This window comes from Paenibacillus ehimensis NBRC 15659, from assembly GCF_004000785.1.
GTDB lineage: Bacteria > Bacillota > Bacilli > Paenibacillales > NBRC-103111 > Paenibacillus_G > Paenibacillus_G ehimensis.
The window spans coordinates 19,934-42,021 of record NZ_BILX01000020.1 but is presented as its reverse complement, the minus strand read 5'-3'; the positions used below and the strand labels follow the sequence as shown (position 1 = coordinate 42,021).

Sequence of the window (22,088 nt, the reverse complement as noted above, 5' to 3'; positions counted from 1 at the left end):
CGGTCCCTTCCGTCAGGCTTTTTTCGTCGTCAGGCCGGATGGTTTTCCTGCGCCTTGGAGCGGTCCGGCGGCGCGGCCGCCGTGGCGTCGAGCTTAAACCAACGATTCAGCACGCCGTATACGAGCTTCGATTCCTTCGTCAGCAGCGGTCCGAGAATCGCCAAGATTAACACATATAGCGCGGCGAACGGCTGCAGAACGGTCATCAGTCCGCCGGCTTTGCCGAGGTTGGCCATAATGATGGAGAATTCTCCCCGGGAGACGATCGTCAGCCCGATGTTGGACGACGCTTTCGGGGACAACCCGGCGCTTCGCCCGGCCAGCATCCCCGCCACGTAGTTGCCAGCTAGCGTCAGCAGCACAGCGCCCAGCGAAAGCCAGACGGCGCCGCCGAGCGTGAGCGGATCGATGGTCAGGCCGAAGCTGAAGAAGAACAGCGCTCCGAAGAAATCCCGGAACGGAAGAATCAGCTTCTCGATCCGGTGCCTGTGCTCGGTCTCGGCCAGCACCAAGCCGACGAGCAGCGCCCCGATCGCTTCCGCGACATGAATCGTTTCGGAGAAGCCCGCCACGACCGTCAGGAAGCCGAAGACGAACAGCAGAAACACTTCGTTGGACCGGATATTCAGGAAGCGGTTCAGCCAAGGCACCGCTTTGCGCCCGACGATCAGGAAGGCGAGCATGAAGCCGAGCGAGAGCAGCGCGGACAGGATAATGCCCCCTACCGATGTGGCTCCGCTTAACAGCAGTCCGGACAGAATGGAGATATAGACGGCTAGAAACACGTCTTCGAACATGATGATGCCCAGAATCATTTCCGTCTCGGCATTGGCTGTCCGTTTCAGATCGACGAGCACTTTGGCGACGATCGCGCTGGAGGAAATCGTCGTAATGCCGGCAATGACCAGCGTTTCGTTCAGCGGGAATCCGGAGAGCCAGCCGAACAGCAGCCCGAGCGTGAAATTGATCGCGATATAGATCGTGCCCCCGACCGCGATGGAGCGCCCGGACTTGATCAGCCGGCCGACCGAAAATTCCAGTCCGAGATAAAAGAGCAGAAACAGCACCCCGAGGCGGCCCATAAATTCGATCAACGGAGCGCTGTCGATGAAGCGGAAATCGAATGCCCCGAACTTCGGCGCATGGGGGCCGACCGCCATCCCGATCAAAATGTAAAACGGAACGACGGAAAATCGCAGCTTCGTAGAAAGCCAGCCCGCAACGGCAATGAGACAAATCGCCAGCCCGATCTCTAGAACGATGTGCTCCATAGGCTACAGGCTCCCTTGCCGAAGGAGCTCCTTCAGCGCCTTCAATTGCTTGCGTTCTCCCGCGACGACGAGCGTCGATTCCGCGTGAAGCCGGTACTCCGGGCCCGGATTAATGCAGTGCGTATGATTTTTCTCGGCAACGGCGATGATCGTCGCTCCCGTTTGCTTGCGGACGTTCAGCCCGCCGATCGTATGCCCGACGCTGCCTGCGCCGGCTTCGATCTTGAACCACTCCACGACCAGGGCGTCCAGCGCCACTTCCATCGTTTCGAGCGATTTGGGCCGATAGCTCATGCCGCCGATAATGCCGGCCATCATTCTGGCTTCGTCGTCGTCCAGCGTTACCGTGGAGACGGTCTCATCCGGATCGTCCGGATCAAAATGATACAGCTCTCTTCTTCCGTCGTCGTGGACGACCACGACCAGTTTATCGCCTCCGCGTGCGTGCAGTTGAAATTTACGTCCGATTCCCGGAAGATCGGACTCTCGGATATCTGTCATGGAATCTCCTCCCAAGCTTTGGATTGCGGGTCCGGCTGCCGGAGCCCGTAAACGGTCAAGCTTGGGGAGCGAGGTACGTAATCACCGTAAATTTTAAGGGCATGAGGAGCTGCTGCTTGAGCAGGAGGAAAATGGAACGGTCCGATCGCTGGTCTAGTATGAAGGCAGGCATGGGGAACCGGATCGCTTCCGAACGGAGAACCGGCAAGCCTTGCACGGGTGTGTGCATGTCGTTGTCCGTCTGCTGACGGGAAGCGGTGGAGACAACGTGGGAGGCGCCCGATTGGCCTATCGTCATCGAGCGCGTGAGCGGCGGATTTTCCGCTTCGGCAATCGGGATGAACCAGGAGAACGTGAGGAACAGACCGGTAAGCAGCACAAAAAGGACATGAAGAGGGTGCTTATGTCGGCAGGCTGTCATCCACATTCCTCCTTTCGGACAAAACCTCACTTAACCGAGGTGTTAACATAGATTTATTGTAGCATTCCTTTTCGGTCGATTGCAAATGCAAAAAAAGCCGCAGGCTCTTGCGAACCCCGGCTTTTACGGATTTCGTTTTGATATAGAATTTATAAGTTATCAGCGGAGCTGAATGAATTCTATATCGCAAGAAAAGCTTCCGCTATACCGCGGTCGCTCATCCATGAATAGACTTCGATAGAAGTTTTTCTTATTTTGCGGCGACATTCTGGAGATCCAGAACGCCTTGGTAGATCGTTTCGAACAGCTCGTCGATATTCGCTTCCTCAATGCAGGAGAAGGCGACGCGAAGGTCCGTCTCGCCGAGGGCGATCGTCCCGACGCCGTACTTATCGAGCAGGTGCAGGCGCAGCGTTTCGGCGTCGACCGTCTTCAGTTTCAGGCACATGAAGTAGCCGGAGTTGAACGGATAGTAATCCCAGACCTGATCGAATTTGCCGGTATCGAGCAGCGCTTTGACTCGCTTGGCGCGGCCCTTCATAATCTCGAACTTCTCCTGCTTCTGGGCTTTGAAGTCCGGCGATTGCAGCGCATGCAGCACGAACGTCTGGGACGGGTGCGGACCGCTCGAAATCGCCGCGCGGATAATGCCCATCGTTTTTTGCTCCAAAGCCGCCAGCGTTGCATCGCTTTGACCGACGTACGTAATGAAGCCGACGCGGAAGCCCCACACGTATTCTTCCTTCGTTGCGCCGTCGATCTTGACCGACAGCACGCGCGGATGAAGCCCGGCCAATTGGCCGGCAAGCGACTCGTGCAGCGAATCCTCGAAGAACAGGCCGAAGTAAGCGTCGTCCGTGACAGCCACGACGTTGATGCCGGCTTCCGCCGCATCCTTAATCGCCGCTACGATGGCGCGCCCTTCTTCCGGACCTGGCGTATAGCCGGTCGGATTGTTCGGGAAGTTCAGCACGACGATGGCTTTGCCCTTGTTCTTCTGTGCAAGCAGGGCGTCGCGGAGCGCTGCGGCGTTGAACAGACGGTCTTCCGTGTAAAGCGGGTAGTACACGAGCTCGGCGCCGCGGCGAATGCCGAAGGTCAGCTCGTAGTTTTCCCAGTTTTTATCCGGGATAAGGACGGCGTCTCCGGGGCCTGCGAACAAATCGGCCACGATGCTCAGCCCGTGGGTCAGCGCGTTCGTCGTGATCGGATTGCCGAGATTTTTGCCCTGAAGGGACGGATTTTCCTCGATCATCTTGCTGCGCCATGCGGCGCGCAGCTCCGGTTTGCCCGCCGGCGGGGCATATTCGTAAATGTCCTTCGGATTATAAGCGGACAGTGTATCTTGGATGACCTTGAGATGCATCGGCTGACCGTTCTCCAGCGCCGTGCCGATGGTGGCGTTGAACTTCTTGGCCTTTGCCTTCGCTTCGGCGGATTGGCTCAGGATGCCGACCTTCGGAAAATAAATCTGTTTGCCGAGCTCGGACAGCATCTCGTAGACGTGCGGGCTTTCCTTTTGAATGGTCTCATTTAAACTTTGGGCAAGAGGGTTCATAACGGTCCATCCTTCCATGTTTCTTCATTCCTTACATTAGACCATATTATAACACTTTGGTACGGCAGCGTCACGGAGTTTCGGATTTTGCGGCGGAGTCCGTTCGAAAGGGGAGCGGAACGGACATACGGGCGTATTTGCCGGGGGTGCTTGGTTTTCCCGAAGAAGCTGTGTTACCATAGGGGCAGCAAAAATATGGGTGCGGATTGGCAGGAGGGAAGCAAGTCCGCAGAGCGGGGGGCAACGATGTCAGCCATCATACGATACGAGAAAATTATGGAGCTGCTCATGGCGCACCGCGAGGTGTCCGTCGCGGATTTGGCGGGCAAGCTCGGGGTGACGGGAAAGACGATCCGCCAGGATCTCGAGAAGCTGGAGAGCAAAGGGCTGCTTCACCGGACTCACGGCGGCGCCGTGCTGGCCAATGAAGGCTATTCCGGCCTGTTGGCCGGGCTCGCGCCGAACCCGAAGCATCGGGACGAGAAGCGGGAGGCGGCGGAGTGGGCGCTGCGGTTCGTCGAGCCGAACGACATTATCGCGCTCGACAGCGGCAGCACGACGCTGGAGATGGCCAAGCTGCTCGACAATGCGCCGCTGACGGTCATCACGAACGATCTGCATATCATCAGCGAGCTGATCAAGAAGGACCGCATCCGGCTGGTCGTCCCCGGCGGCTTTCGCAGCCGGAACATGCTGGTCAGCGAAGAAGCCGCGGAATTTCTCGGCCGGCTGAACGTACAGAAGGCGTTTCTGTCCACGACCGGGATTCATCCGGAGTACGGGTTTACGATCTTCACCCATTCCCACGTCGGGCAAAAACGGGCGATGATCGATTCCGCGAAGCAGGTGTTTTGCGTGGCGGACCACAGCAAATTCGACAAGTGTGCTCTAATCACGTTCGCGAAGCTGTCCGAAATCGGCGTGATCGTGACCGATCCGTATTTGCCGGAGGAGACGGCGCGAAGCTACGAAGCGGCGGGCATGCGTATCGAGCGGAACCTGTGGAGCCGGGCCGGAAGATAGCGAACGCTCCGGCTCGATATCCGCGTCTGCGGTTTCGCATGTCCATATGGGTTCATTTTGGTTCAAAAATAATTCATTTGAACTCAAATGAACGTATGGTTTATAATAGCATTGACCATGTAAATTACGGGAGGAATTATACGATGTCTATGGAAATTCGTTACGCGACTAACCCGACGGAAACGAAAACGTACGATACGGAACGTTTGCGCCAAGAATATTTGATCGAAGGCTTGTTCGTGCCGGGCAAGCTGAATCTGGTGTACAGCCACGTGGACCGCTTCATTACGGGCGGCGCGGTACCGACAGCGGAGCCGGTTCTGCTTGAAGCGGATAAGCACGACATGGGGGCGGACTATTTCCTCGAGCGCCGCGAAATCGGGATCATTAACGTGGGCGCCCAAGGCATCGTCACGGTCGACGGCACCGATTACGTGCTGGAGAACAAAGACGGCCTGTACGTCGGCCTCGGCAACAAGCAAGTCGTGTTCAAGAGCGCGGATGCCGCGAATCCGGCCCGCTTCTACCTGAGCTCGACTCCTGCGCACAAAAACTACCCGACGCAAAAGGTTGCGATCAGCGAGGCCGAGCCGCAGCATCTCGGTTCGATCACCAACTCCAACGAGCGCACCATCTACAAATACATTCACTTGAACGGCATCCAAAGCTGTCAGCTCGTCATGGGCATGACGCTGCTGAAGCCGGGCAACATGTGGAACACGATGCCTTGCCATACGCATAACCGCCGCTCGGAAGTGTACTTCTACTTCGATATGCCGGAAGATGGCGTCGTCTTCCATCTGATGGGCGAGCCGACGGAAACCCGTCACGTGGTTGTCCGCAACGAGCAGGCGATCATCAGCCCGAGCTGGTCGATCCACAGCGGCGTAGGCACAAGCAATTATACGTTCATTTGGGCCATGGCCGGAGAGAACCAGGAGTTCTCCGATATGGACGCGGTCGCCATGAAGGATTTGAAATAAAGCACCGATAGGGAAAAAGCATAGTTTCTTCGAGGCACGACCTTACGGGTACGGCTCAAGAGGCTGTGCTTTTTTGCGTTCAGCCTGCCTGGCGATGTTTTTGGTTGCATAAGCGGCTTATAAAGCGGTGTGGGGAGGGCGGTCGGGATAAGTCGACTGGCGATTGTGAGCGAGTGCCCGGAGGAAAATAGCGGAACTGCGATGCACTTAATTTGGTTGGGGATGCTGTTTTTTGGGAAATAGAGCACGGGAAATGAGTTAGTTGGGCTTTTTTCGGTAAGGGGACCGCAATTCGACACGAATAGAGCACTGAAGGTGCGTTAAGTGATTCGAGGCTGGCTTCATAGGAGCGATAGCTCATTGAAGTTCCTTTATTTTGGATTTTGGAGACGATGTTCCGGGAAGAGCCTCATGGAGCGCGAAACATCGCCATGAGTCGCAAAAGCGTCATTCGAGGCGATGAGCCGTTTGAGCGGCGTCTAACCTGCGTCGTGCAAGACCGCCGGAGAGGCGAGCCGTGCCGCGCCCGGGGGCATGAGGCTTTGAGCGGCAGCAACCGTGCTTCCCGCTCAAGCCTGGGCGCGCTGTGGCGCCGGTTCACAATGGGGTCTGACCACCCGCCGCGCGGCGTCCTGACGCGTACCGCCTATCCGGTGGCTAGTCTGCTCTTGCGGCCGTCTTCCGGCGATCCGCTCCAGCTAAAACATGCTCCAGTCGAACGCTTCCGACATCGTCTGCAGCAGATGGACGCCGGCGATGCTGTTGCCCTTATCGTTCAGTGCCGGGCCGACGACGCCGATGCCGTACCGTCCCGGCACGAGAGCGAGAATGCCGCCGGAGACGCCGCTTTTGGCCGGAAGCCCGACGCGGATCGCGAACTCGCCGGAGGCGTTGTACATGCCGCAGCTGACCATGAACGTTTTGGCGATCTGCACATAGCGCCGCGGCACCAGCTCCCGTCCCGTAAGCGGGTCGGTTCCATTCATCGCCAGAACGAGCGCCATGCGCGCCACATGGCGGCAGGTCGCTTCCACGGAGCAGTGCTTGAAATAGACGTCCAGCACCGGCTCCACCTCTTCGTCCAGCACATTGTTGTCTTTGAGGAAGTAGGCAAGAGACCGGTTCCGGTGCGCGGTAGCGGCTTCGGAGCGGTACACCGCTTCATTGAAGGTTAGCGTCGGATCGCCGGCAAGCTCGCGGAAGAAGGAGAGGATTCGCTCCGTCTTTTCCGCGGGGGTAGCGCCCCGGATCAAGGACGAGACGGCGATGGCTCCCGCATTGATGAGCGGGTTGAACGGGATGCCGGGCTCGACCAGCTCCAGCTTCAGCATGGAGTTGAAGTCGTCGCCGGTCGGCTCCATGCCGACCTTGCGGAAAACGCCTTCTTCGCCTTGATCCATCAAAGCGAGCAGCAGCGTGAACACTTTAGAGATACTTTGCAGGGTGAAGGACAATTGGCTGTCGCCCGCTGTTACTTCGCGTCCTGCGGCGTCGAGCAGCGCGATTCCCAAGGCGTCGCCGGGCGCGTGCGCCAATTCGGGAATGTAGGAGGCGGGCTGGCCGTGCCGGGATTCCTTGCGGCTCGTTTCGAGCCAGGCGGGAAGAAGCTCGGCCAGCCGGTTCAGTTCGGTTTCGGATGTCATGGTTTGCGGGAGCCTCCTTGGGGTCCATTAGTGCGATTTATCTTTAGCATACCGTTTTTGCGCCGGGATGAAAAGACGGGGATTTTCAGGTAATCATCAGGCACCGGATGCTCCCGCAAGCTTTCATTTTTACTTCTCTTGGTGGTGCGGACAGTATGCTTTCATGAGCGCAATCGTTTCCGCATCGAGCTCGCCGCCGCGCTGCTCCAGTCCGTCCATGACCTGACTCAACCGGGGCTCCTTCAGATTTTGGCCGAATTTGAATTTCCCCGTGAGTCGCTCCACGCGAATGCGCACGACGGACGTTGCTTTAAGCTGCGGCACATAGGCGGGATCGGCCGCGTCGATCGGATCGTAGCCGCCCTCCGGCTGCAGCTTGCGCATGAACGCGCCCAGCGCTTCCGCCTTCTGCTGCAGATCGTCGACCGGCTCGCCGTAGCCTTTGATGACGACGGATTTGAAGTAGGCCGTAGCCGGACAAGCGAGCTTCGGATCGAGGACATAGGACGGCACGATGGCGTATTCCTTGGCGACGGAGAAGGTGACTTGAGGCCGTGCCTTCAAATTGGCCATTTTTTGCCCGATTTTGCTGCCGTGAAAATAGAGCGCCCCTTCGTGAAAAACGAAGTTCACCGGCGTCAGCTCCGGCCATCCGTCTTCGCCCGTCGTGCCGAGCACGCCAAAGCTCATTTCCTGCAAAAATTGCTCCGTTTCCTGAGCGTCCATCATTTCGAATTCTTTTCTTCTCACCGTTCAGTCCTCCAGTCTCAAATAATAGTGCAGGAACGCGTCGTCGCGCACATAGCCCATCGCCTCGTACAGACGCTGCGCCGTAACGTTGTCGACGGCAGTGGATAGCTGCAAGCCTTTGGCCTGTGTTGCGCGGGCGTGGGCCTCGGCGGCCTTCATCAGCGCCTGTCCGACGCCTTGCTTGCGGGCATCCGGATGGACGAACAAATCGTTCAGCGTCCATACGCGCTTCGTCGCGATGGAGGAAAGCGTCGGATACAGCTGGGTGAAGCCGATCGGACGGCTTCGGTCTCCGGTATAGGCGAAGAAGATGACGGACTGCTGCCGCTCCAGATTGTCGCGTAGAAAGCGCTCGGCCCTCTCCAAGTCGGAGGGCTGTCTGTAAAACTGGCGGTACGCGTCAAACAGCGGCACAAGCGCTTCAATATCGCCGTGCCCGGCTTGACAAACGGTCAAGGAATGCGAAGGGTTCATCGAATCGTACTCTCCTTCCGGTAGCTGCCGCCGAGGTGCAGGCGGTTCCTGAATATTCGCCATCGTACCTCGATTATTGACAATAGAAAAGAGCCAATTATGCGCTTTTTCATTAGACCATTTAAAATGTTTTCCGATCGTTAAACTTTCCTTCTGCTGCCACATTTTGTGTTATGATGAATTTAAGAGATGAAGGAAGGGAAAACGTTGCCATGCCATTTCATTCGGGAAGGATCGGAAGCCGGGGCGCTGCGGCCAAGGGAATAGATCCGCGTGCGCCGCATGGCGCTCCTTCGTGGAAGCGGGACCCGACCCGGCATTTGACTTTCGAGCACATTCGGAGGCTTCAGCAACATGCGGGAAATCGGGCGGTGCAGCATTGGTTGAGACTTTCGTCCGTTCGGAGCTTTCTACGGAGGTCTGTGATGTCCGCGGGGGACCGGGTCAATGAGGTGCAGCGGTACAAAGCGGATACGGAGCCTGAAATGACCCATCTTCTCAGGCAAGCCTCCGAGCTCCACAGGGCCTTCGCCGAGTTTGCCGCCAGAATGGATGCGCTTTCCGGCAAGCCCGGGGCTCTCAACGATACGGAGCTGAAGCGCAGAGAGGCCGAAGCCGCCTTCGGGGCCGGGCAACTTTTACGGCAGGTGACCGGCGTTGAAGCCCGTTGCGCGCGAGTGAGCAAAGACATCGGCGCCTTGTGGCGGAGGCATGCCGTCAGCCGTTATGCCGCCCCGATCGCCGCGCCGCTGCCCGTTTTTCAAGAAACGGGGATTGCCGGAGGGCACCAAGAGGAGGCGCTGAAGCATTTTTTAGCCCGTCATCCGGAATACCACGTGGTAGAGATCCGCAAAAAAACCGCGCAGGGAACAACGCTGCGGCTCTATAAGCAGTATATGTGGAAGAACGACGGCCGTCCGCCGGCGCCGGCCAATCTATCCGCACGGCCGGCAGCCCATAATTCGATGGCGGACGGATGGGCGGAAGCGGAGGTCCGTTTAAGCACAGCGGAAAATCTCGCCCGTTGGCTGGACCGGGGGAAGGATGCGGCAAACGAATGGAACGCTTTTCAACCGGGGAGGTCCCGGCTTTCCCGCGGGCGTAAATGATTTTCGACAAATTCAGGGAAAATCTTGCTGCGATGAGATGAATTTCGTCAAAATATACCGAAAGATATATTGCTTATAAAGCGCCTCCTGTGTAAAAATCAAGTTAAGTTAGTAAAAAAAGGTGTGATCCTTTAATGATTCGCGACGCTTCCCTCGACAAGAAGCTTTCAGCCCCTCCCCTTGCTTCAACATCCGAAAGCGCTCCCTTGCGTTCCGAGAGTCCGGTGGCTTTCCAGATGAGGAATATGCAGCAGATTTCGGGCAATCGCGCGGTCCGGCGAATGATGTCCGGCGGCACGGCCCAGCGGACGGTAAGAGAAGAAGACGAACTCCAGATGAAATCTGCTTCGCCCGTGCAGCGAAAAGGCGAAGGGATGCCGGAGCCTGTCCGGGCCAAGATGGAGCAGGCATTCGAAACGGACTTTTCCGACGTGAGGGTGCATACGGGGAATCAGGCGGAGCAGGTCGGCGCGCTCGCTTATGCCCAGGGCAATGACATTCATTTTGCGCCCGGCCAATACGATCCCGAAACTTCCAAGGGACAGGAGCTGCTCGGTCACGAGCTTGCGCACATCGTTCAGCAGAAGCAAGGACGGGTGAGGCCGACGACCGAAGTCAACGGCGTGGCGGTGAACGACGATCCTTCGCTGGAGCGGGAAGCCGATCAATGGGGGAGCAAAGCGGCGCAAACGAAACTGGATTCGGCCCGTTACCGGGCCGGCTTTGGAGACTGATGGTGGTGTCCGGTAAAAAGAACAAGGATGCGCCGGGATACGCAACGGCTTGGGAGCATTACGAGCAGGAATGGGCGAGGCTCGATTTGCGGCTGGCGATCCTGATGAAGCTGATGGAGGAGCCCGACGCGCCGGCCGATCCTTCGCTCCTGCCGTTCAAAGGACTCGTGCTGACGGAAGAAGAAATGCACAGGCTGCTCTATGACGGGGACGACAGAGAGGAGGATGCCGAGCTTGCGGAGCTGCGCCGGCAATTGGCCGCGATGGACCGGGAGCTGGCCCGGAAACGGCAGGCCTCCCTGGAGCAAGGGGGCTTCCTGCCGGTCCCTTATGTCTCGCAGGTGTTCGGGTTAAATGAATTTGAAGAGCAGACGCTGCTGATGGCGCTTGCCCTGGAGACGGACCGCAAGTACGAAAAGCTGTATGCCTACGTTCAGGATGACGCCACCAGCAAGTATTTGACGCCTGAGCTTGCGATGCGGCTGTACGGCTTGTCCGGAACGGATGGGGGCGGACTGCTTAAGTTTTTTATGAACGGAAGCCGGCTGCAGGAATGGTTTTTTCGCGGCGAAGGCCGGACGGCCGAACAGGCAAACGGCCCGCTGCTTCCGCGTCCCTTGCGGCTGGATGAGCGGATGACCGCTTTCCTGTTGGGGATCGGGTATACGGATGTGTCCCTGCGACAGTGCATCAGGCTGTACGAGGCGGACTCGGACCTGCCGGATTTGGAAACGGGGCGGGAGCTGCAAGAACGGCTGCGCGCTTTTGCCGAGCAACGGACGGCGTCCGACCCGCTCCCGGTATTTTGCTTATGGGGGCAGCCGGGGGCCGGAAAGAAGCTGCAGACGCGGCACGCGGCGGCCCATTGGGACAAGCCGCTGCTGGTGGCGAATGTCGAAAGCATGCTTCGGGACGAACGGCCGTTTTCCGAGCTGATCGTAAAGGTGCTGCGCGAAGGGATGCTTTATGGATCGGTCGTTGCGTTCGACCGCTTTCACCTGCTCTGGGGAGAGGACGAAGGCATCGGAAAAAAAAGGATGGAGCTGTTGGACCGGCTTCAATCGGTGCAGGAGCCGCTTTTCCTCTTGTCGGAGCAAGCTTGGAATCCCCGGCCGCTGCAAGGAAGAAAATTGTTTCTGGAAGCGGAGGTTCCCATACCCGAAACGGCTGAGCGCCGGAAGCTATGGGAAAGCTGGAGTGCGGAACGCCGCCTGGAGCATGCCGCCGATTGGGGAGCGGTTGCCGGAAAGTTTCGCTTTTCGCCGGGGCAGATTGCGGCCTCTCTCGATTATGCGGTTCAACTGCTGCGCTGGAACGGCTCCGAAACGAATCGGGCCGGCGTATCCGATACGATGTACCGGGCCTGTTATGCCCAGGTGCAGCATAGCCTGAAGAAAAAAGCCGTGCGAATCGAGCCGAAATACGATTGGGACCGGGTCATCCTGCCTCCCGAGCAAAAAGAACAGCTGAAGCACGCTTGCGCCAGGCTTCAATACCGCGGCACGGTGCTCGGCGACTGGGGATTCGACCGTGCGCTCGCCTACGGCAAAGGCGTCAGCCTGCTGTTCGCGGGGCCTCCGGGCACGGGCAAAACGATGTCCGCACAGGTGCTGGCCAAAGAGGTGCAGCTGGAAATTTACAAAATCGATCTGTCGCAGGTGATCAGCAAATACATCGGGGAAACGGAGAAAAACCTGCACGAGGTGTTCAGCGAGGCGCAGCTCAGCAATGCCATCCTGTTTTTCGACGAAGCGGATGCGTTGTTCGGCAAGCGGTCGGAGGTCAAGGACTCGCATGACAAGTATTCCAATGTGGAAACTGCATATTTGCTGCAAAAGATGGAGGAATACGACGGCATTACGATTTTGGCCACCAACCTTCAGCAAAATCTGGACGAAGCGTTCATGCGGCGTTTCGGCTTTATCGTGAAATTTCCGTTTCCGGATGCCGGGCACCGCGAGCAAATCTGGCGCGGGCTGCTTCCGTCCGAAGCTCCGGTGGAGGACGATATCGATTTTCGCTTTTTGGCGTCCCAGTTTGAGTTGACCGGCGGATACATCAAAAATATCGTGCTGTCCGCTGCCTTTATGGCGGCGGAGCAGCGGTGCGCCATCGGCATGAAGCAGCTCATGCTTGCGGCGCGCAACGAGCTGCGCAAGAACGGGAAGATCTGGATTCGCGAGGAAATGGGAGAATACGCCGACTTGTTCGATTGAGGCGAGAAAAGGGGAGGGAGGAAGCACATGGCCGATTACACGGTAATCGCAGACGTGGGAAATACGCTGGTCAAGCTGTTAAGAGAGCATTTGACCCCTCAGCTCCTGTCTCAGCCGGAATCGATCGGACTCGCTTCGCCGACGGATAAGGGGGATTTTCAGCTAACGCTGTTTTTATACAGCATTCAGGAAAACGCCGAAAACCGGCGAACGGCGATGATCGGAAGGGGAACGGACACGCTGCAGTATCCGCCGATGTCTTTGAATTTGGTTTATCTTGTTACCTGCCATTCGGCTTCGGAGCTCGCGACCCGTTCCTTTGACGAGCACCGGATGATGGGGAAAGTGATGCAGGTGTTTCACGACCATGCCGTTCTGCGCGGCTCCAGCCTGCAAGGAACGCTGGCCGACAGCAATGAAGCGATCCGGATTACGCCGCAGCCGATTACGTTGGAAAACGCGGTCAGTCTATTCTCCAACACGCCTTACAAATTATCGCTCAGCTACATGGTGGGGCCCGTTTATCTGGACTCTACCCGCACGAAGCAAACGACACGCGTTGCGGAGGCGCAGTTCAAGCTGGAAGAGCGGGAAGGAAATTAATCATGGAGCGTTTGCGCAGCGAGGTGAAAGTCAAGCTGGCTCTGGTCGTCAAGCCGGTGGATGTTGTCACCGGGCTTGCGCCGGCCGCCGTACCGCGGTTGGTTCTGGAAGGCATTCCGTGCCGGCCGGTTCGCAAGCCGGACGGAACGTTCCTGCTGCTCGGCCTGCCGCCGGGAGATTACCGCATCGTCCTCAGCGCTCCGCCGCATTATGCGGACGGCAGGGCCGTTGTCGATACGGCGGCTCTGTCCCCGCTGGAGCCTGTGGAGCTGGTGCCGATGCTGCCGACGTCCTCGTATCCTTTTGCGCCGGGAACGACGCTGATTCGTGTCAGGGCGAAGGGCATGCCCAATTCCGCGAACGATTCCGCTATCATCCGGGCGGCCGTGACGGACGGGAATCTGGCCTGCGCCAAGCTTCGCCAAGAGGCGGACGCAGGCGAAGCGGAGCTTGCGTTCGGCGCCGCGCATCGGCTGGTCGCCGGCCGATGCTACTACGTGCTGGATCGCGACCCGGCGAAAAGGGAATTTATCCGCATTGCCGCTTTGCATGAAGCAGGGCGCAGAGCGAAGCTGCAGACGCCGTTCCGTTTTGCACATGGCAAAGGAACCGTCGTGACGGATGTGGCGGAAGGCGCTGCCGACGGCAGAGGGGAATGGACGGCCGCTTTTCCGCCACAGGGCGTGAAGCATTTTGTCTGTGCGGTTCAGTTGTTTTCGCCCGGCGACGAACCGCTTATTCTGGATCAGGAGGTGCAAGTGGAAGAGGGACGGCCGGTACAGCTCGGAGGGCTCCCGTCTACCGATGAACAAGGAAGCGGAGGGAAGTAAGGTATCGATCCATAAGCCTGCATACATCCAAGAAATCGATAGCATTCGAATTAGCGATGACGATTGGGAGGGAGGGAACTGATTCGGACCATGACGATATCCGGATCAGGAACAAATGGCTGAATATTTATCGCCGGGAGTATACGTGGAAGAGTTCGACAGCGGCGGTGTACCGCTGGGCGGGGTCAGCACCAGCACGGCGGGCTTTATCGGTCTCGCTGCCAGAGGGCCGGTGGAAGGGCTGCCGCAATTCATCACCAGCATGAACGACTTTACGCGGCAATTCGGCGGATATCTCGCCGAGAACGTTTTTGGCTCTTACCGGTATTTGGCCTATGCGGTCGAGCACTTCTTCGTGAACGGCGGCTCGCGCTGCTATGTGATGAGGGTGGCGCCGTCCGATGCGAAGTCCGCGTCGAACGATGCAAGCTCCGCGCTTCGGCTCTTCGCCAAAAATCCGGGCGAATGGGGGAACCGGGTCCGCGTCGTGTTGGAGCCGGTCAGCAAAGCGAAGACGCAAATCTACGAAATTTTGGGCGATGCCGCCGCATCGAAGAAGTTCCGGGTGAAAAGCAATGCCGGCTTTAGAGCGGGCGACATCGTAGCCTTCGATAACGGTGAGGGCAAACAGTACAATCGTGTCGTTTCGTCGCAGAACAACATCATCGAGCTGGAACGCCCGTTGGAAGGCGGCGAAGCAAACGTCGACGCCAACCTGCTTCCGGCGAAGGTGCTCACGACATGCGAGTTTACGCTGCATGCGTTCTACGGGGACGAAGCGGAAACGTACGAGCGCGTTTCCCTTAACGTGACGGCCCCGAATCACGTGGAGAAAGTGATCGGCAAGTCCAACATTATCGGCGTCTCCTGCGACGGAGCGGACCACGGCGCGGTGCATCCGTTCGAAGTCATTTCCGGACAACCGGAAGAGGCCGCCAAGTTCGTGATCGAGCTGTCGGGCGGCAGCGACGGTTCCGCAGACGCCCTGTCGGCGGGAGATTTTATGGGGCAGGATCTCGGTCCCGGCAAACGAACGGGCATCCAGGCTTTTATCGACAACGACGAAGTCAGTCTGATGGCCGTGCCCGGCGTAACCGATCCGAACGTGCAGCTTGCGCTCGTCGCGCACTGCGAAAATTTGGGCAGCCGTTTCGCGATCCTGGACATTCCGCGGGATAAAACGAAAATTGCCGACGTGATGACGCACCGCGATATTTTCGATACGCAGTATGCCGCCATGTACCATCCTTGGCTGCAGGTGTTCGATCCGCTGGATAAGCGTAATATTTACATACCGCCGTCCGGCTCCGTAGCCGGCATCTATGCCCGCAGCGACAATACGCGGGGGGTTCATAAGGCGCCCGCGAACGAAGTGGTGCGCGGCTGTGTCGGGCTCGATTGCCAGTATAACAAAGGCGAGCAGGATATTTTGAATCCGCGCGGCGTCAACCTGATCCGTTCCTTTACGGGCCAAGGGATTCGCGTATGGGGCGCGAGAACGCTTTCCTCGAACGGGCTGTGGAAGTATGTGAACGTCCGCCGTTTGTTCATTTTCGTGGAAGGCTCGATCAAGAACGGCACGAACTGGGTCGTCTTCGAGCCGAATGACGAGAAGCTGTGGGCCCGCGTTCATCGTACGATCGACGCGTTCCTGACCCGTGTCTGGAAGGACGGGGCGCTCGCGGGGACAAGCCCGGGCGAAGCGTTCTATATTCAAATCGGACGCAACACAATGACGCAGGACGACATCGATAACGGCCGCCTGATTTGCGTGATCGGCATTGCTCCGGTCAAGCCGGCCGAATTCGTCATTTTCCGGATTACGCAAAAAACCGGTTCGGAATAACAACGGCTACAGTAGAAAGGGGTATAGCTCAGCATGGCAGTGGAACGCACCGATCCGTACCGCAAGTTTCGATACAGGGTTGAGGTGGAAGGGATTCAACAAGCGGGCTTCAGCGAGGTTTCCGGCTTTGACGCTTCGCTCGATGTCGTGGAATACCGCAACGGGAATGAGGTCATTACTCCCCGAAAGCTCCCGGGGTTGGCCAAATACGGCAATATTACGTTGAAATGGGGCGTGACCGACTCCATGGATTTGTACGACTGGATTTCGGAATGCGTACAAGGCAAGGTCACCCGCAAAACCGTCACCATTATCGCCATTGACGAAGAAGGGCAGGATGTGGCGACCTGGCAGATTATCGAAGCCTGGCCCTGCAAATACACGGCACCGGATTTCAACGCTACGGCTTCCGAAGTCGCCATTGAAAATTTGGAGCTGGCGCACGAAGGAATGACGCGGACGAAGTAACGAACGGAAGGGCCGGAAGGAAACAAGGGCAGCGGGGCTACTTTTGTATTCTTCCGGCAGGCTTTTCATAAAAGGAGGACATCATGGAGTTCAGAACGGAATACGAATTCGAGCTTCCGCGCGGTTATGTCGATGAAAACGGCAGCTTGCACAAACGGGGCGTGATGCGTCTGGCAACCGCAGCGGATGAGATATTGCCGATGCGGGATCAACGCGTGCAGCAAAATCCGAGTTATTTGAGCATCATTTTGCTGGCCAGAGTCATCACCAAGCTGGGCGACTTAAGGGCGATCGACACGAAGGTGGTTGAAAGGCTGTTTACGTCCGACCTTGCTTTTCTGCAAAATTTTTACCGGCAGATCAACGAAGTGGAAAAGCTCAGCGTGCGTACCGTCTGTCCGAAATGCGATCACGAATTTGAGGTGGACATCTCTTTTTTAGCCGAGACGGAGGGGAACTGACGGTCTATCCGGCGGACAAAATCTATGAGGAAGCCGCGTTTCTGGCTTATTATTTTCATTGGCCTCATGACGATATCATGAACATGGAGCATCGCGAACGGCGGCGGTGGTGCTCGGAAATTTCGCGCATCAACCGGAGCTTGAACGATGAGCCGGACAACCCCTTCGACGTCGTTAAAAAGAGGTGACGCCCATGAGCGCAGCCGAGCCGGAACTATTCGGGCAGGCATTTCGTTTTATGGTGGAGCTTGACGGCATGCTGGTCGCCGGCTTCTCCGAGGTTAGCGGACTGCAGTCGGAGCTGGAGTACGAGGAGGTCGCCGAGGGCGGGGTGAATGGATACACGCACCGCTTGCCGAAAGGGGCGAAATCGCCTCCGATCGTATTGAAACGGGGAATCACGAAATCGAGCGATCTGTGGGACTGGTATTTCAGCGCCGCAGGAGGCAAGGTAAAGCGCAAAAGCGGCTCGATTATTATGTATGACGCCTCGTGGCAGGAAATGATCCGCTGGAATTTTTTTGGCTGTTACCCGGTCAAATGGACCGGACCCGAGTTGAGCGCTTCGAGCAGCGAGGTGGCGGTGGAGACGATCGAGCTGGTGCACAACGGATTGAAGGCCATTTACGCCCGCTAGCGGGGGGAATGCGGATGAGGGGCAACATTGAAAGCAAGGGGCACGGACGATGAGAACGACGAAGCGCATCCAAGCGGGGGCGGCGCCCGACATGCCGGGGCATCTCCGGTTCGCCGAGCAAATCACGCGAAAATACGGCTTTGCGTCCAGGAACTACCTGGGACCGCAAAGGTTAACCCTGCTTGAGCCCGGGGAAGGGGATTCTCCCGCTCCGCATGTCTCCTTGGTTCAATTTACGCTTCATTTGCGATTACAGCTGCAATTGCTCAAACAAGAAGAGCGGGACATGCTTCGCTCGTACCGGAGGACGCTTCATCTGCTGGAAAAGCTGGCCCGGCGGCATGACGCTTCGGAACGCAAGGCAAGCACTTTTTCACCGGCTGGCAGGGGAGCGGTATCGCGGATTGCTGCGGCGACTTCGGCAGCCGGTACGGCGCGGGCGGATCGGAAGGAAGGCATGGCGTTACGTTCGAATGTCGGGGGAACGAAACGAGCGTTCGCTTCTACGCCCAAGCCTGTGGAGGTACAACGACACGCCCGGGTGAATGGAAAAGCGGCCGGTGTGCGAAGCTTTGCGGATGCAGGAACCATGCGGCCGGTCCCGGCAGAGCCGATGGTTCATCCGGCCAGACGTTTCCACGGTCGTGGGACGAAGGAGACGCTAGCGCTGCGCAAGGATTATCGCTTGGCCGAACGTTCAGGCAAGCGCCATGTATCCGACGAACAAGTGCAGGCCAGACGGAAGCCCGAATCCAAGGCGATGGCGGTACTAAGAAGACGCGATACGGCAGCGAAAATAAAGGATCGACGCGACGAACGGAAACCCGGCTTGCAGCAGGGGCCTTTGCCGGGAGAAGGCAGACGAAGTCCGCTGTCAGAGCGGGAGTCGTATAAACCGGGACAGGAAAAGGCCTTCGGGCAGGTTTTAGAATGGAAGCGGGTTGCGTTGCGGCAGCAGCCTTTCCCGGTTATGGCCGACGATGTCCTAGTTCAAAACGTAAGCAGGGATCGTGCTGTCCGTTCGCGCTTACGTTCGGAAAATGCGTCAAGTCCGTTTGCTGCGGACGACAAGAGACGAATCGTAAGCGAGAGTCGGGGCGGTGGTACCTACGTTCGCGCGATAACAGCCGCAAGCCCGGTTGACGCTTACGGTAAGAGGCATCGGACGCTTGAGGGAGACGGGGGACGAAGTACAGGCTGGAAAGACCCTGGTAAAGCAATTGTTGCCGGGCTGCCTTGGCTTAGGCCGAAGGGGATGTCCTCCTCCGGCATCGAAGCTTTGCTGCGGCACCGCAGCGGCTTGTTCGAGGCCGGCTCCTTGTATGGTGATCGGACGTCGGATGCATGGTTTGACAACGGGCGTGCGAAGGGAAGACGCCAGACGGATGCCGCTCCAGCATTGGAAGGCCGCTCGTCTGTACTTGGACCGTTGCGCATGATTGATTCGGCTAAGCTTTTAGCCACATCATCCATGCGGAACATCTCGGACCATGACGAGACGGTTATATTGTCAACCGCCTTCCTACGCAGAGATCTTCATGATGGCGTGCTGATGAACCGGCCTTGGCCTGGCGACTTTTGGTCAACGGCAACCGTTTTGGAACGGGGGCTTCGGCAAAAGGCGAATGCCGGCCTTATCTACGGTCGGGCGCCTTTTCCGGTGCAGCGGAAGGCAGGAGATCAGGCGGCGCTTTCCATTTTATTGCCCCCTCCGTCGAGCGTATCCTTACCTAGAGATGCTGAATTTGTCACTCGGTGTCCGGGGCGAAGCAGTAATAAATTTGGCGGCAGCGGTTTCGTTCCGATGCTTGCCGGTGCCGTACCCTCCAACGGCATTTCCGCGGTTGGATATGCTGATTCGGCGCGTTCGGCCGGCTCCGTTCCGCTTCGCAGTCAAGTGCCCTCGTCGAGCGGATGGCTGTATCACAGCCGCATAGCCGAGGCGGAAAGCGCAGAGATGAGGGCTGGTTCGATCGTTCCTGCCCGACAAGAAGGAGCGGGCCTTGCAGCCGCTCTGCCTAAGCGGGCGGCTGCAAAAACCGGCATGCCGACGATAAACGTATCCGGAGCGAACCTCATTTCGCCGATCGGTTTGGCCATAAGGTTACCCATTGTCGAAGGGCTGCAATTCCGCCCCCATTCTCTGCCGTTTGGAGGAGGGGCTGCGGCTATTGGGCCGCAGATTTATGCAGCCGGCTCTATAGAGGCGGTGAGGCAGCGCTCCGTTCGCCGGCATCAAGGGTCCCGATCGGCTCCGGCGCCAACAAGCGGGAAGCATGCCCGGCACGATGCGAAGGATGCGGTCCCAGGCTTTGCGGGCGAAGCGGTTCGAGGCTTCGCAGGCGGGCCGGTTTCGGGCTCTGCGAATCCGGTAATCCGCAGCAGCTTTACCGATGGGGCGGGTTCGGTCCTTGCGGGCACTGTGCATCGGAGTACGCCAAGCGTGATACGCGAATCGGAAAGCCGGGACTGGAATTCGGCAGATGTGAAGAGACATGCGGGTGTACCGGCCGGACATAAAAAATCCCGGTTTTTATCCGTACATTCCTCTATGCGTTACAAATCGGTCGGCTTAGGTTTGGAGGGAAGATTCAGCACCTTCTTCCCGGGCGTAACGGATTTTGCAGCGGAAATCGCAGGGGGCCGTAGAAGCCTGAAGCACCGTGCGGAAAAACGGACGATGCGCAGACATCCGGCAGGAAGCATGCTAGCAATGGCACCGGTTGCTCAATTCAGGGCCATCCTGTCGCAGCATGCCGAGCCGGGTCAAGCAGCCATTGTATTCGGACTGGCGGTTGTACAAGCCATGCCGGGCACTTCGCCTCGTGCGTCCGCGAGCAGAGCAAGCAAGCTCCCGCAAGTTCGTGCGGATTGGCCGTTCGCGACGCTTGCGGGCGTCCCGGACGCGTTATCGCCTCTCACGTTGCATCGTCCGTTGCAGTTCAATCGCTCGCCAGCTGTCGCGCCTCGTCCGTCCGCGGTGTTTGCGACTGCCCCGGGTGTCTTGCTGCCCGGAGCGCCGCCTCGTCCGTTGGGGCTGCACCCGGCGCAGGCTGACGCGCAGCGCCCGCCCGCGATACCCGCGAGTATCTCAAGCGATTTTTCGCCTCAAAAGGCATTGCCGTCGCTGCAATTCAATCAGCCGCAGGCATTCGCGGATCGGCCGTTAACGGTGCCCGCCAACGCCTCGGGTGTGTTACCGTCCCGCAGGCTGCATCGTCCGTTGCAGCTGAATCGCTCGCAGGTTGGCACGCGAGGTCCGTCGGCGATGCCCGCAAACGTTCCGGGCGTCTTATCGCCCCGATCAAAGTCGTCGTGGTTGGAGCTGCATCGCTCGCAAACGGTCGCGTCTTGGCTGTTCGCGCTGCCGGCGAGAGTCTCAGGCGTCTTATCGCCCCGAACAGCGTCGTCGCTGTCGGAGCCGAATCGGTCGCCAGCTGCTTTGCAACGTCTGTCCGCGACGCCTGCGAGCGCCTTGGCTGCCCAACCGCCGCAGACGCCAATAGCGCCGCTGCCGTTGCATCCTGCGCAGCGTCCGCCCGCGGTAGCGGCCCACGCCCCGGGCGCTTTAACGCTTCGCGTCCCGCTGCAGGCGCGCACGGCTCAGCAGCCGGCCAAGGCCGCCGCCGTGACGAGCCCGTCCTACCGGGCTGCGCGCTCCGAAATTGAATACCATAAAAAGCAGAAGCCCGATACCCGGACCGTGGCGAAGCAAGCGGCGGCCCAGGCCGTCAGCCAGGTCTCCGCCCAGCTTGAAGCGATGCAAATCGAGCTTTCGACCGCGTCCCAGGCCGCTTTGCCGGACTTGGACCGTTTTGTCGACCAAGTGTACAGAGAGCTGGAAAACAAAATCAAATTCGAGCGGCAGCGCAGCGGGCTTTGACCCCTGCTGCCGCGATTCCCGGACTTGCAAAGGATGAGACGGCATGGCCTTAACGAAAGCCAAAATTATTGTGGAAGGCAGCAGCCGGCAGGAGATCGAGGTGCTGTTTAATCCGAAGGAATACCAGGTGGAATCGTCCAACAAGTTTGCCTGGCAAATGATTCCCGGCTTAAACGCGCCCATTGCCCAGTTTGTGAGCGGGGAAGCGACTGCGTTGTCGATGGACTTGTTCTTTGACAGCTACGAGCAGGGCACGGATGTCCGCGCCCACACCTCGAAGGTGGTTAAGCTTCTCGACGTGGATAAAGATTTGCACGCGCCGCCGCCCTGCCGTTTTGTATGGGGGTCCTTGAATTTTAAAGGCATCGCCGAAAAAGTTTCGCAAAAGTTTACGATGTTTCTCGATTCCGGAATACCGGTGCGAGCTACGCTTCGTGTGACCTTTAAGGCCGTCATGAGCATGAAAGAGCAGTTCCAGCATATTCCCCGCCAGTCCGCCGACCGTACGAAGCAGAAGCTGTTCAACCAAGGCGACCAGCTGTGGATGATTGCCGCCCATGAATACGAAAATCCCGGACTATGGCGCGAAATTGCCAGGGCGAACAAGATCGACAACCCCAGGCATATCGAAGCCGGGCGCAGACTGGTCGTTCCAAGGCTGGAATAGCCGCTTCCAT

At 58.2% G+C, this 22,088-nt stretch carries 21 protein-coding genes; 14 read left to right on the top strand and 7 right to left on the bottom strand.

Features of this window, described 5'->3' with window-relative positions:
• Window positions 1-29: 29 nt before the first annotated feature.
• The 4 genes from PEH01S_RS13890 to PEH01S_RS13875 all read right to left on the bottom strand — a co-directional run bounded on the left by PEH01S_RS13890 (window position 30) and on the right by PEH01S_RS13875 (window position 3,751).
• Window positions 30-1,271 carry a cation:proton antiporter gene (locus PEH01S_RS13890; RefSeq protein ID WP_127486110.1) on the bottom strand — a complete coding sequence of 414 codons (1,242 nt, stop codon included), beginning with the start codon at window positions 1,269-1,271 and terminating at the stop codon, window positions 30-32.
• Between the two features lie 3 nt (window positions 1,272-1,274).
• Window positions 1,275-1,772, bottom strand: coding sequence for a cation:proton antiporter regulatory subunit (locus PEH01S_RS13885; RefSeq protein WP_127486108.1), 498 nt, complete (start codon window positions 1,770-1,772; stop codon window positions 1,275-1,277).
• A gap of 55 nt (window positions 1,773-1,827) precedes the next feature.
• Window positions 1,828-2,193 carry a hypothetical protein gene (locus PEH01S_RS13880; RefSeq protein WP_127486106.1) on the bottom strand — a complete coding sequence of 122 codons (366 nt, stop codon included), beginning with the start codon at window positions 2,191-2,193 and terminating at the stop codon, window positions 1,828-1,830.
• A gap of 250 nt (window positions 2,194-2,443) precedes the next feature.
• On the bottom strand, window positions 2,444-3,751 hold the full coding sequence (locus PEH01S_RS13875) for an aminotransferase class I/II-fold pyridoxal phosphate-dependent enzyme (protein ID WP_025846019.1): 1,308 nt from the start codon (window positions 3,749-3,751) through the stop codon (window positions 2,444-2,446).
• A gap of 246 nt (window positions 3,752-3,997) precedes the next feature.
• Between PEH01S_RS13875 and PEH01S_RS13870 the strand changes: the two genes are divergently transcribed.
• Both PEH01S_RS13870 and kduI read left to right on the top strand, forming a co-directional pair.
• A complete protein-coding gene (locus PEH01S_RS13870; RefSeq protein WP_025846020.1) occupies window positions 3,998-4,774 on the top strand; it encodes a DeoR/GlpR family DNA-binding transcription regulator in 777 nt (258 codons plus the stop codon).
• Window positions 4,775-4,923: 149 nt separating this feature from the next.
• Entirely contained in the window at window positions 4,924-5,757 is an 834-nt protein-coding gene (gene kduI, locus PEH01S_RS13865) for a 5-dehydro-4-deoxy-D-glucuronate isomerase (RefSeq protein ID WP_025846022.1), read from the top strand.
• 698 nt (window positions 5,758-6,455) lie between these two features.
• Here the strand turns inward: kduI and glsA are convergent.
• The 3 genes from glsA to PEH01S_RS13850 all read right to left on the bottom strand — a co-directional run bounded on the left by glsA (window position 6,456) and on the right by PEH01S_RS13850 (window position 8,624).
• Entirely contained in the window at window positions 6,456-7,400 is a 945-nt protein-coding gene (glsA, locus tag PEH01S_RS13860; protein ID WP_025846023.1) for a glutaminase A, read from the bottom strand.
• A gap of 129 nt (window positions 7,401-7,529) precedes the next feature.
• On the bottom strand, window positions 7,530-8,150 hold the full coding sequence (locus tag PEH01S_RS13855; RefSeq protein WP_025846024.1) for a pyridoxamine 5'-phosphate oxidase family protein: 621 nt from the start codon (window positions 8,148-8,150) through the stop codon (window positions 7,530-7,532).
• A gap of 3 nt (window positions 8,151-8,153) precedes the next feature.
• Complete coding sequence (locus PEH01S_RS13850; protein WP_025846026.1) at window positions 8,154-8,624, bottom strand: GNAT family N-acetyltransferase; 471 nt, start codon at window positions 8,622-8,624, stop codon at window positions 8,154-8,156.
• A 425-nt stretch (window positions 8,625-9,049) separates the two neighbouring features.
• Between PEH01S_RS13850 and PEH01S_RS13845 the strand changes: the two genes are divergently transcribed.
• The 12 genes from PEH01S_RS13845 (at window position 9,050) to PEH01S_RS13790 (ending at window position 22,078) form a co-directional block, all read left to right on the top strand.
• On the top strand, window positions 9,050-9,733 hold the full coding sequence (locus PEH01S_RS13845; RefSeq protein WP_025846030.1) for a hypothetical protein: 684 nt from the start codon (window positions 9,050-9,052) through the stop codon (window positions 9,731-9,733).
• Window positions 9,734-9,969: 236 nt separating this feature from the next.
• The gene (locus PEH01S_RS13840) at window positions 9,970-10,467 is read left to right on the top strand and encodes an eCIS core domain-containing protein (RefSeq protein ID WP_025846032.1); all 498 of its coding nucleotides are present in this window, start codon (window positions 9,970-9,972) and stop codon (window positions 10,465-10,467) included.
• 5 nt (window positions 10,468-10,472) lie between these two features.
• A complete protein-coding gene (locus PEH01S_RS13835; RefSeq protein WP_164827831.1) occupies window positions 10,473-12,683 on the top strand; it encodes an ATP-binding protein in 2,211 nt (736 codons plus the stop codon).
• Between the two features lie 27 nt (window positions 12,684-12,710).
• Window positions 12,711-13,286 carry a DUF4255 domain-containing protein gene (locus PEH01S_RS13830; RefSeq protein ID WP_025846036.1) on the top strand — a complete coding sequence of 192 codons (576 nt, stop codon included), beginning with the start codon at window positions 12,711-12,713 and terminating at the stop codon, window positions 13,284-13,286.
• A 2-nt stretch (window positions 13,287-13,288) separates the two neighbouring features.
• Window positions 13,289-14,116 (top strand): hypothetical protein, encoded by an 828-nt coding sequence (locus tag PEH01S_RS13825; protein WP_127486102.1) that lies wholly within the window; start codon window positions 13,289-13,291, stop codon window positions 14,114-14,116.
• Window positions 14,117-14,231: 115 nt separating this feature from the next.
• Window positions 14,232-15,962, top strand: coding sequence for a phage tail sheath family protein (locus PEH01S_RS13820; protein WP_025846039.1), 1,731 nt, complete (start codon window positions 14,232-14,234; stop codon window positions 15,960-15,962).
• A gap of 33 nt (window positions 15,963-15,995) precedes the next feature.
• Window positions 15,996-16,430, top strand: coding sequence for a phage tail protein (locus tag PEH01S_RS13815; protein ID WP_025846042.1), 435 nt, complete (start codon window positions 15,996-15,998; stop codon window positions 16,428-16,430).
• An 83-nt stretch (window positions 16,431-16,513) separates the two neighbouring features.
• On the top strand, window positions 16,514-16,891 hold the full coding sequence (locus tag PEH01S_RS13810) for a hypothetical protein (protein WP_025846044.1): 378 nt from the start codon (window positions 16,514-16,516) through the stop codon (window positions 16,889-16,891).
• Window positions 16,888-17,079, top strand: coding sequence for a DUF6760 family protein (locus tag PEH01S_RS36010; RefSeq protein WP_127486166.1), 192 nt, complete (start codon window positions 16,888-16,890; stop codon window positions 17,077-17,079). The genes PEH01S_RS13810 and PEH01S_RS36010 overlap by 4 nt, the downstream gene beginning before the upstream one ends.
• A gap of 5 nt (window positions 17,080-17,084) precedes the next feature.
• A complete protein-coding gene (locus PEH01S_RS13800; protein ID WP_025846045.1) occupies window positions 17,085-17,528 on the top strand; it encodes a phage tail protein in 444 nt (147 codons plus the stop codon).
• Between the two features lie 49 nt (window positions 17,529-17,577).
• Window positions 17,578-21,411, top strand: a complete 3,834-nt coding sequence (locus PEH01S_RS13795; protein ID WP_127486100.1) for a hypothetical protein — start codon at window positions 17,578-17,580, stop codon at window positions 21,409-21,411.
• A 43-nt stretch (window positions 21,412-21,454) separates the two neighbouring features.
• Window positions 21,455-22,078 carry a CIS tube protein gene (locus PEH01S_RS13790; RefSeq protein ID WP_127486098.1) on the top strand — a complete coding sequence of 208 codons (624 nt, stop codon included), beginning with the start codon at window positions 21,455-21,457 and terminating at the stop codon, window positions 22,076-22,078.
• The last annotated feature ends 10 nt before the right edge of the window (window positions 22,079-22,088 follow it).

Coding starts and splice junctions, on each gene's coding strand:
- PEH01S_RS13810 (WP_025846044.1), top strand. CDS start 16,514: ATGGAGTTCAGAACGGAATACGAATTCGAGCTTCCGCGCGGTTATGTC.
- PEH01S_RS13890 (WP_127486110.1), bottom strand. CDS start 1,271: ATGGAGCACATCGTTCTAGAGATCGGGCTGGCGATTTGTCTCATTGCC.
- PEH01S_RS13840 (WP_025846032.1), top strand. CDS start 9,970: ATGAGGAATATGCAGCAGATTTCGGGCAATCGCGCGGTCCGGCGAATG.
- PEH01S_RS13820 (WP_025846039.1), top strand. CDS start 14,232: ATGGCTGAATATTTATCGCCGGGAGTATACGTGGAAGAGTTCGACAGC.
- PEH01S_RS13885 (WP_127486108.1), bottom strand. CDS start 1,772: ATGACAGATATCCGAGAGTCCGATCTTCCGGGAATCGGACGTAAATTT.
- PEH01S_RS13830 (WP_025846036.1), top strand. CDS start 12,711: ATGGCCGATTACACGGTAATCGCAGACGTGGGAAATACGCTGGTCAAG.
- PEH01S_RS13795 (WP_127486100.1), top strand. CDS start 17,578: ATGAGAACGACGAAGCGCATCCAAGCGGGGGCGGCGCCCGACATGCCG.
- PEH01S_RS13875 (WP_025846019.1), bottom strand. CDS start 3,751: ATGAACCCTCTTGCCCAAAGTTTAAATGAGACCATTCAAAAGGAAAGC.
- PEH01S_RS13880 (WP_127486106.1), bottom strand. CDS start 2,193: ATGACAGCCTGCCGACATAAGCACCCTCTTCATGTCCTTTTTGTGCTG.
- PEH01S_RS13870 (WP_025846020.1), top strand. CDS start 3,998: ATGTCAGCCATCATACGATACGAGAAAATTATGGAGCTGCTCATGGCG.
- PEH01S_RS13850 (WP_025846026.1), bottom strand. CDS start 8,624: ATGAACCCTTCGCATTCCTTGACCGTTTGTCAAGCCGGGCACGGCGAT.
- PEH01S_RS13800 (WP_025846045.1), top strand. CDS start 17,085: ATGAGCGCAGCCGAGCCGGAACTATTCGGGCAGGCATTTCGTTTTATG.
- PEH01S_RS13815 (WP_025846042.1), top strand. CDS start 15,996: ATGGCAGTGGAACGCACCGATCCGTACCGCAAGTTTCGATACAGGGTT.
- glsA (WP_025846023.1), bottom strand. CDS start 7,400: ATGACATCCGAAACCGAACTGAACCGGCTGGCCGAGCTTCTTCCCGCC.
- PEH01S_RS13790 (WP_127486098.1), top strand. CDS start 21,455: ATGGCCTTAACGAAAGCCAAAATTATTGTGGAAGGCAGCAGCCGGCAG.
- PEH01S_RS13825 (WP_127486102.1), top strand. CDS start 13,289: ATGGAGCGTTTGCGCAGCGAGGTGAAAGTCAAGCTGGCTCTGGTCGTC.
- PEH01S_RS13845 (WP_025846030.1), top strand. CDS start 9,050: ATGTCCGCGGGGGACCGGGTCAATGAGGTGCAGCGGTACAAAGCGGAT.
- kduI (WP_025846022.1), top strand. CDS start 4,924: ATGGAAATTCGTTACGCGACTAACCCGACGGAAACGAAAACGTACGAT.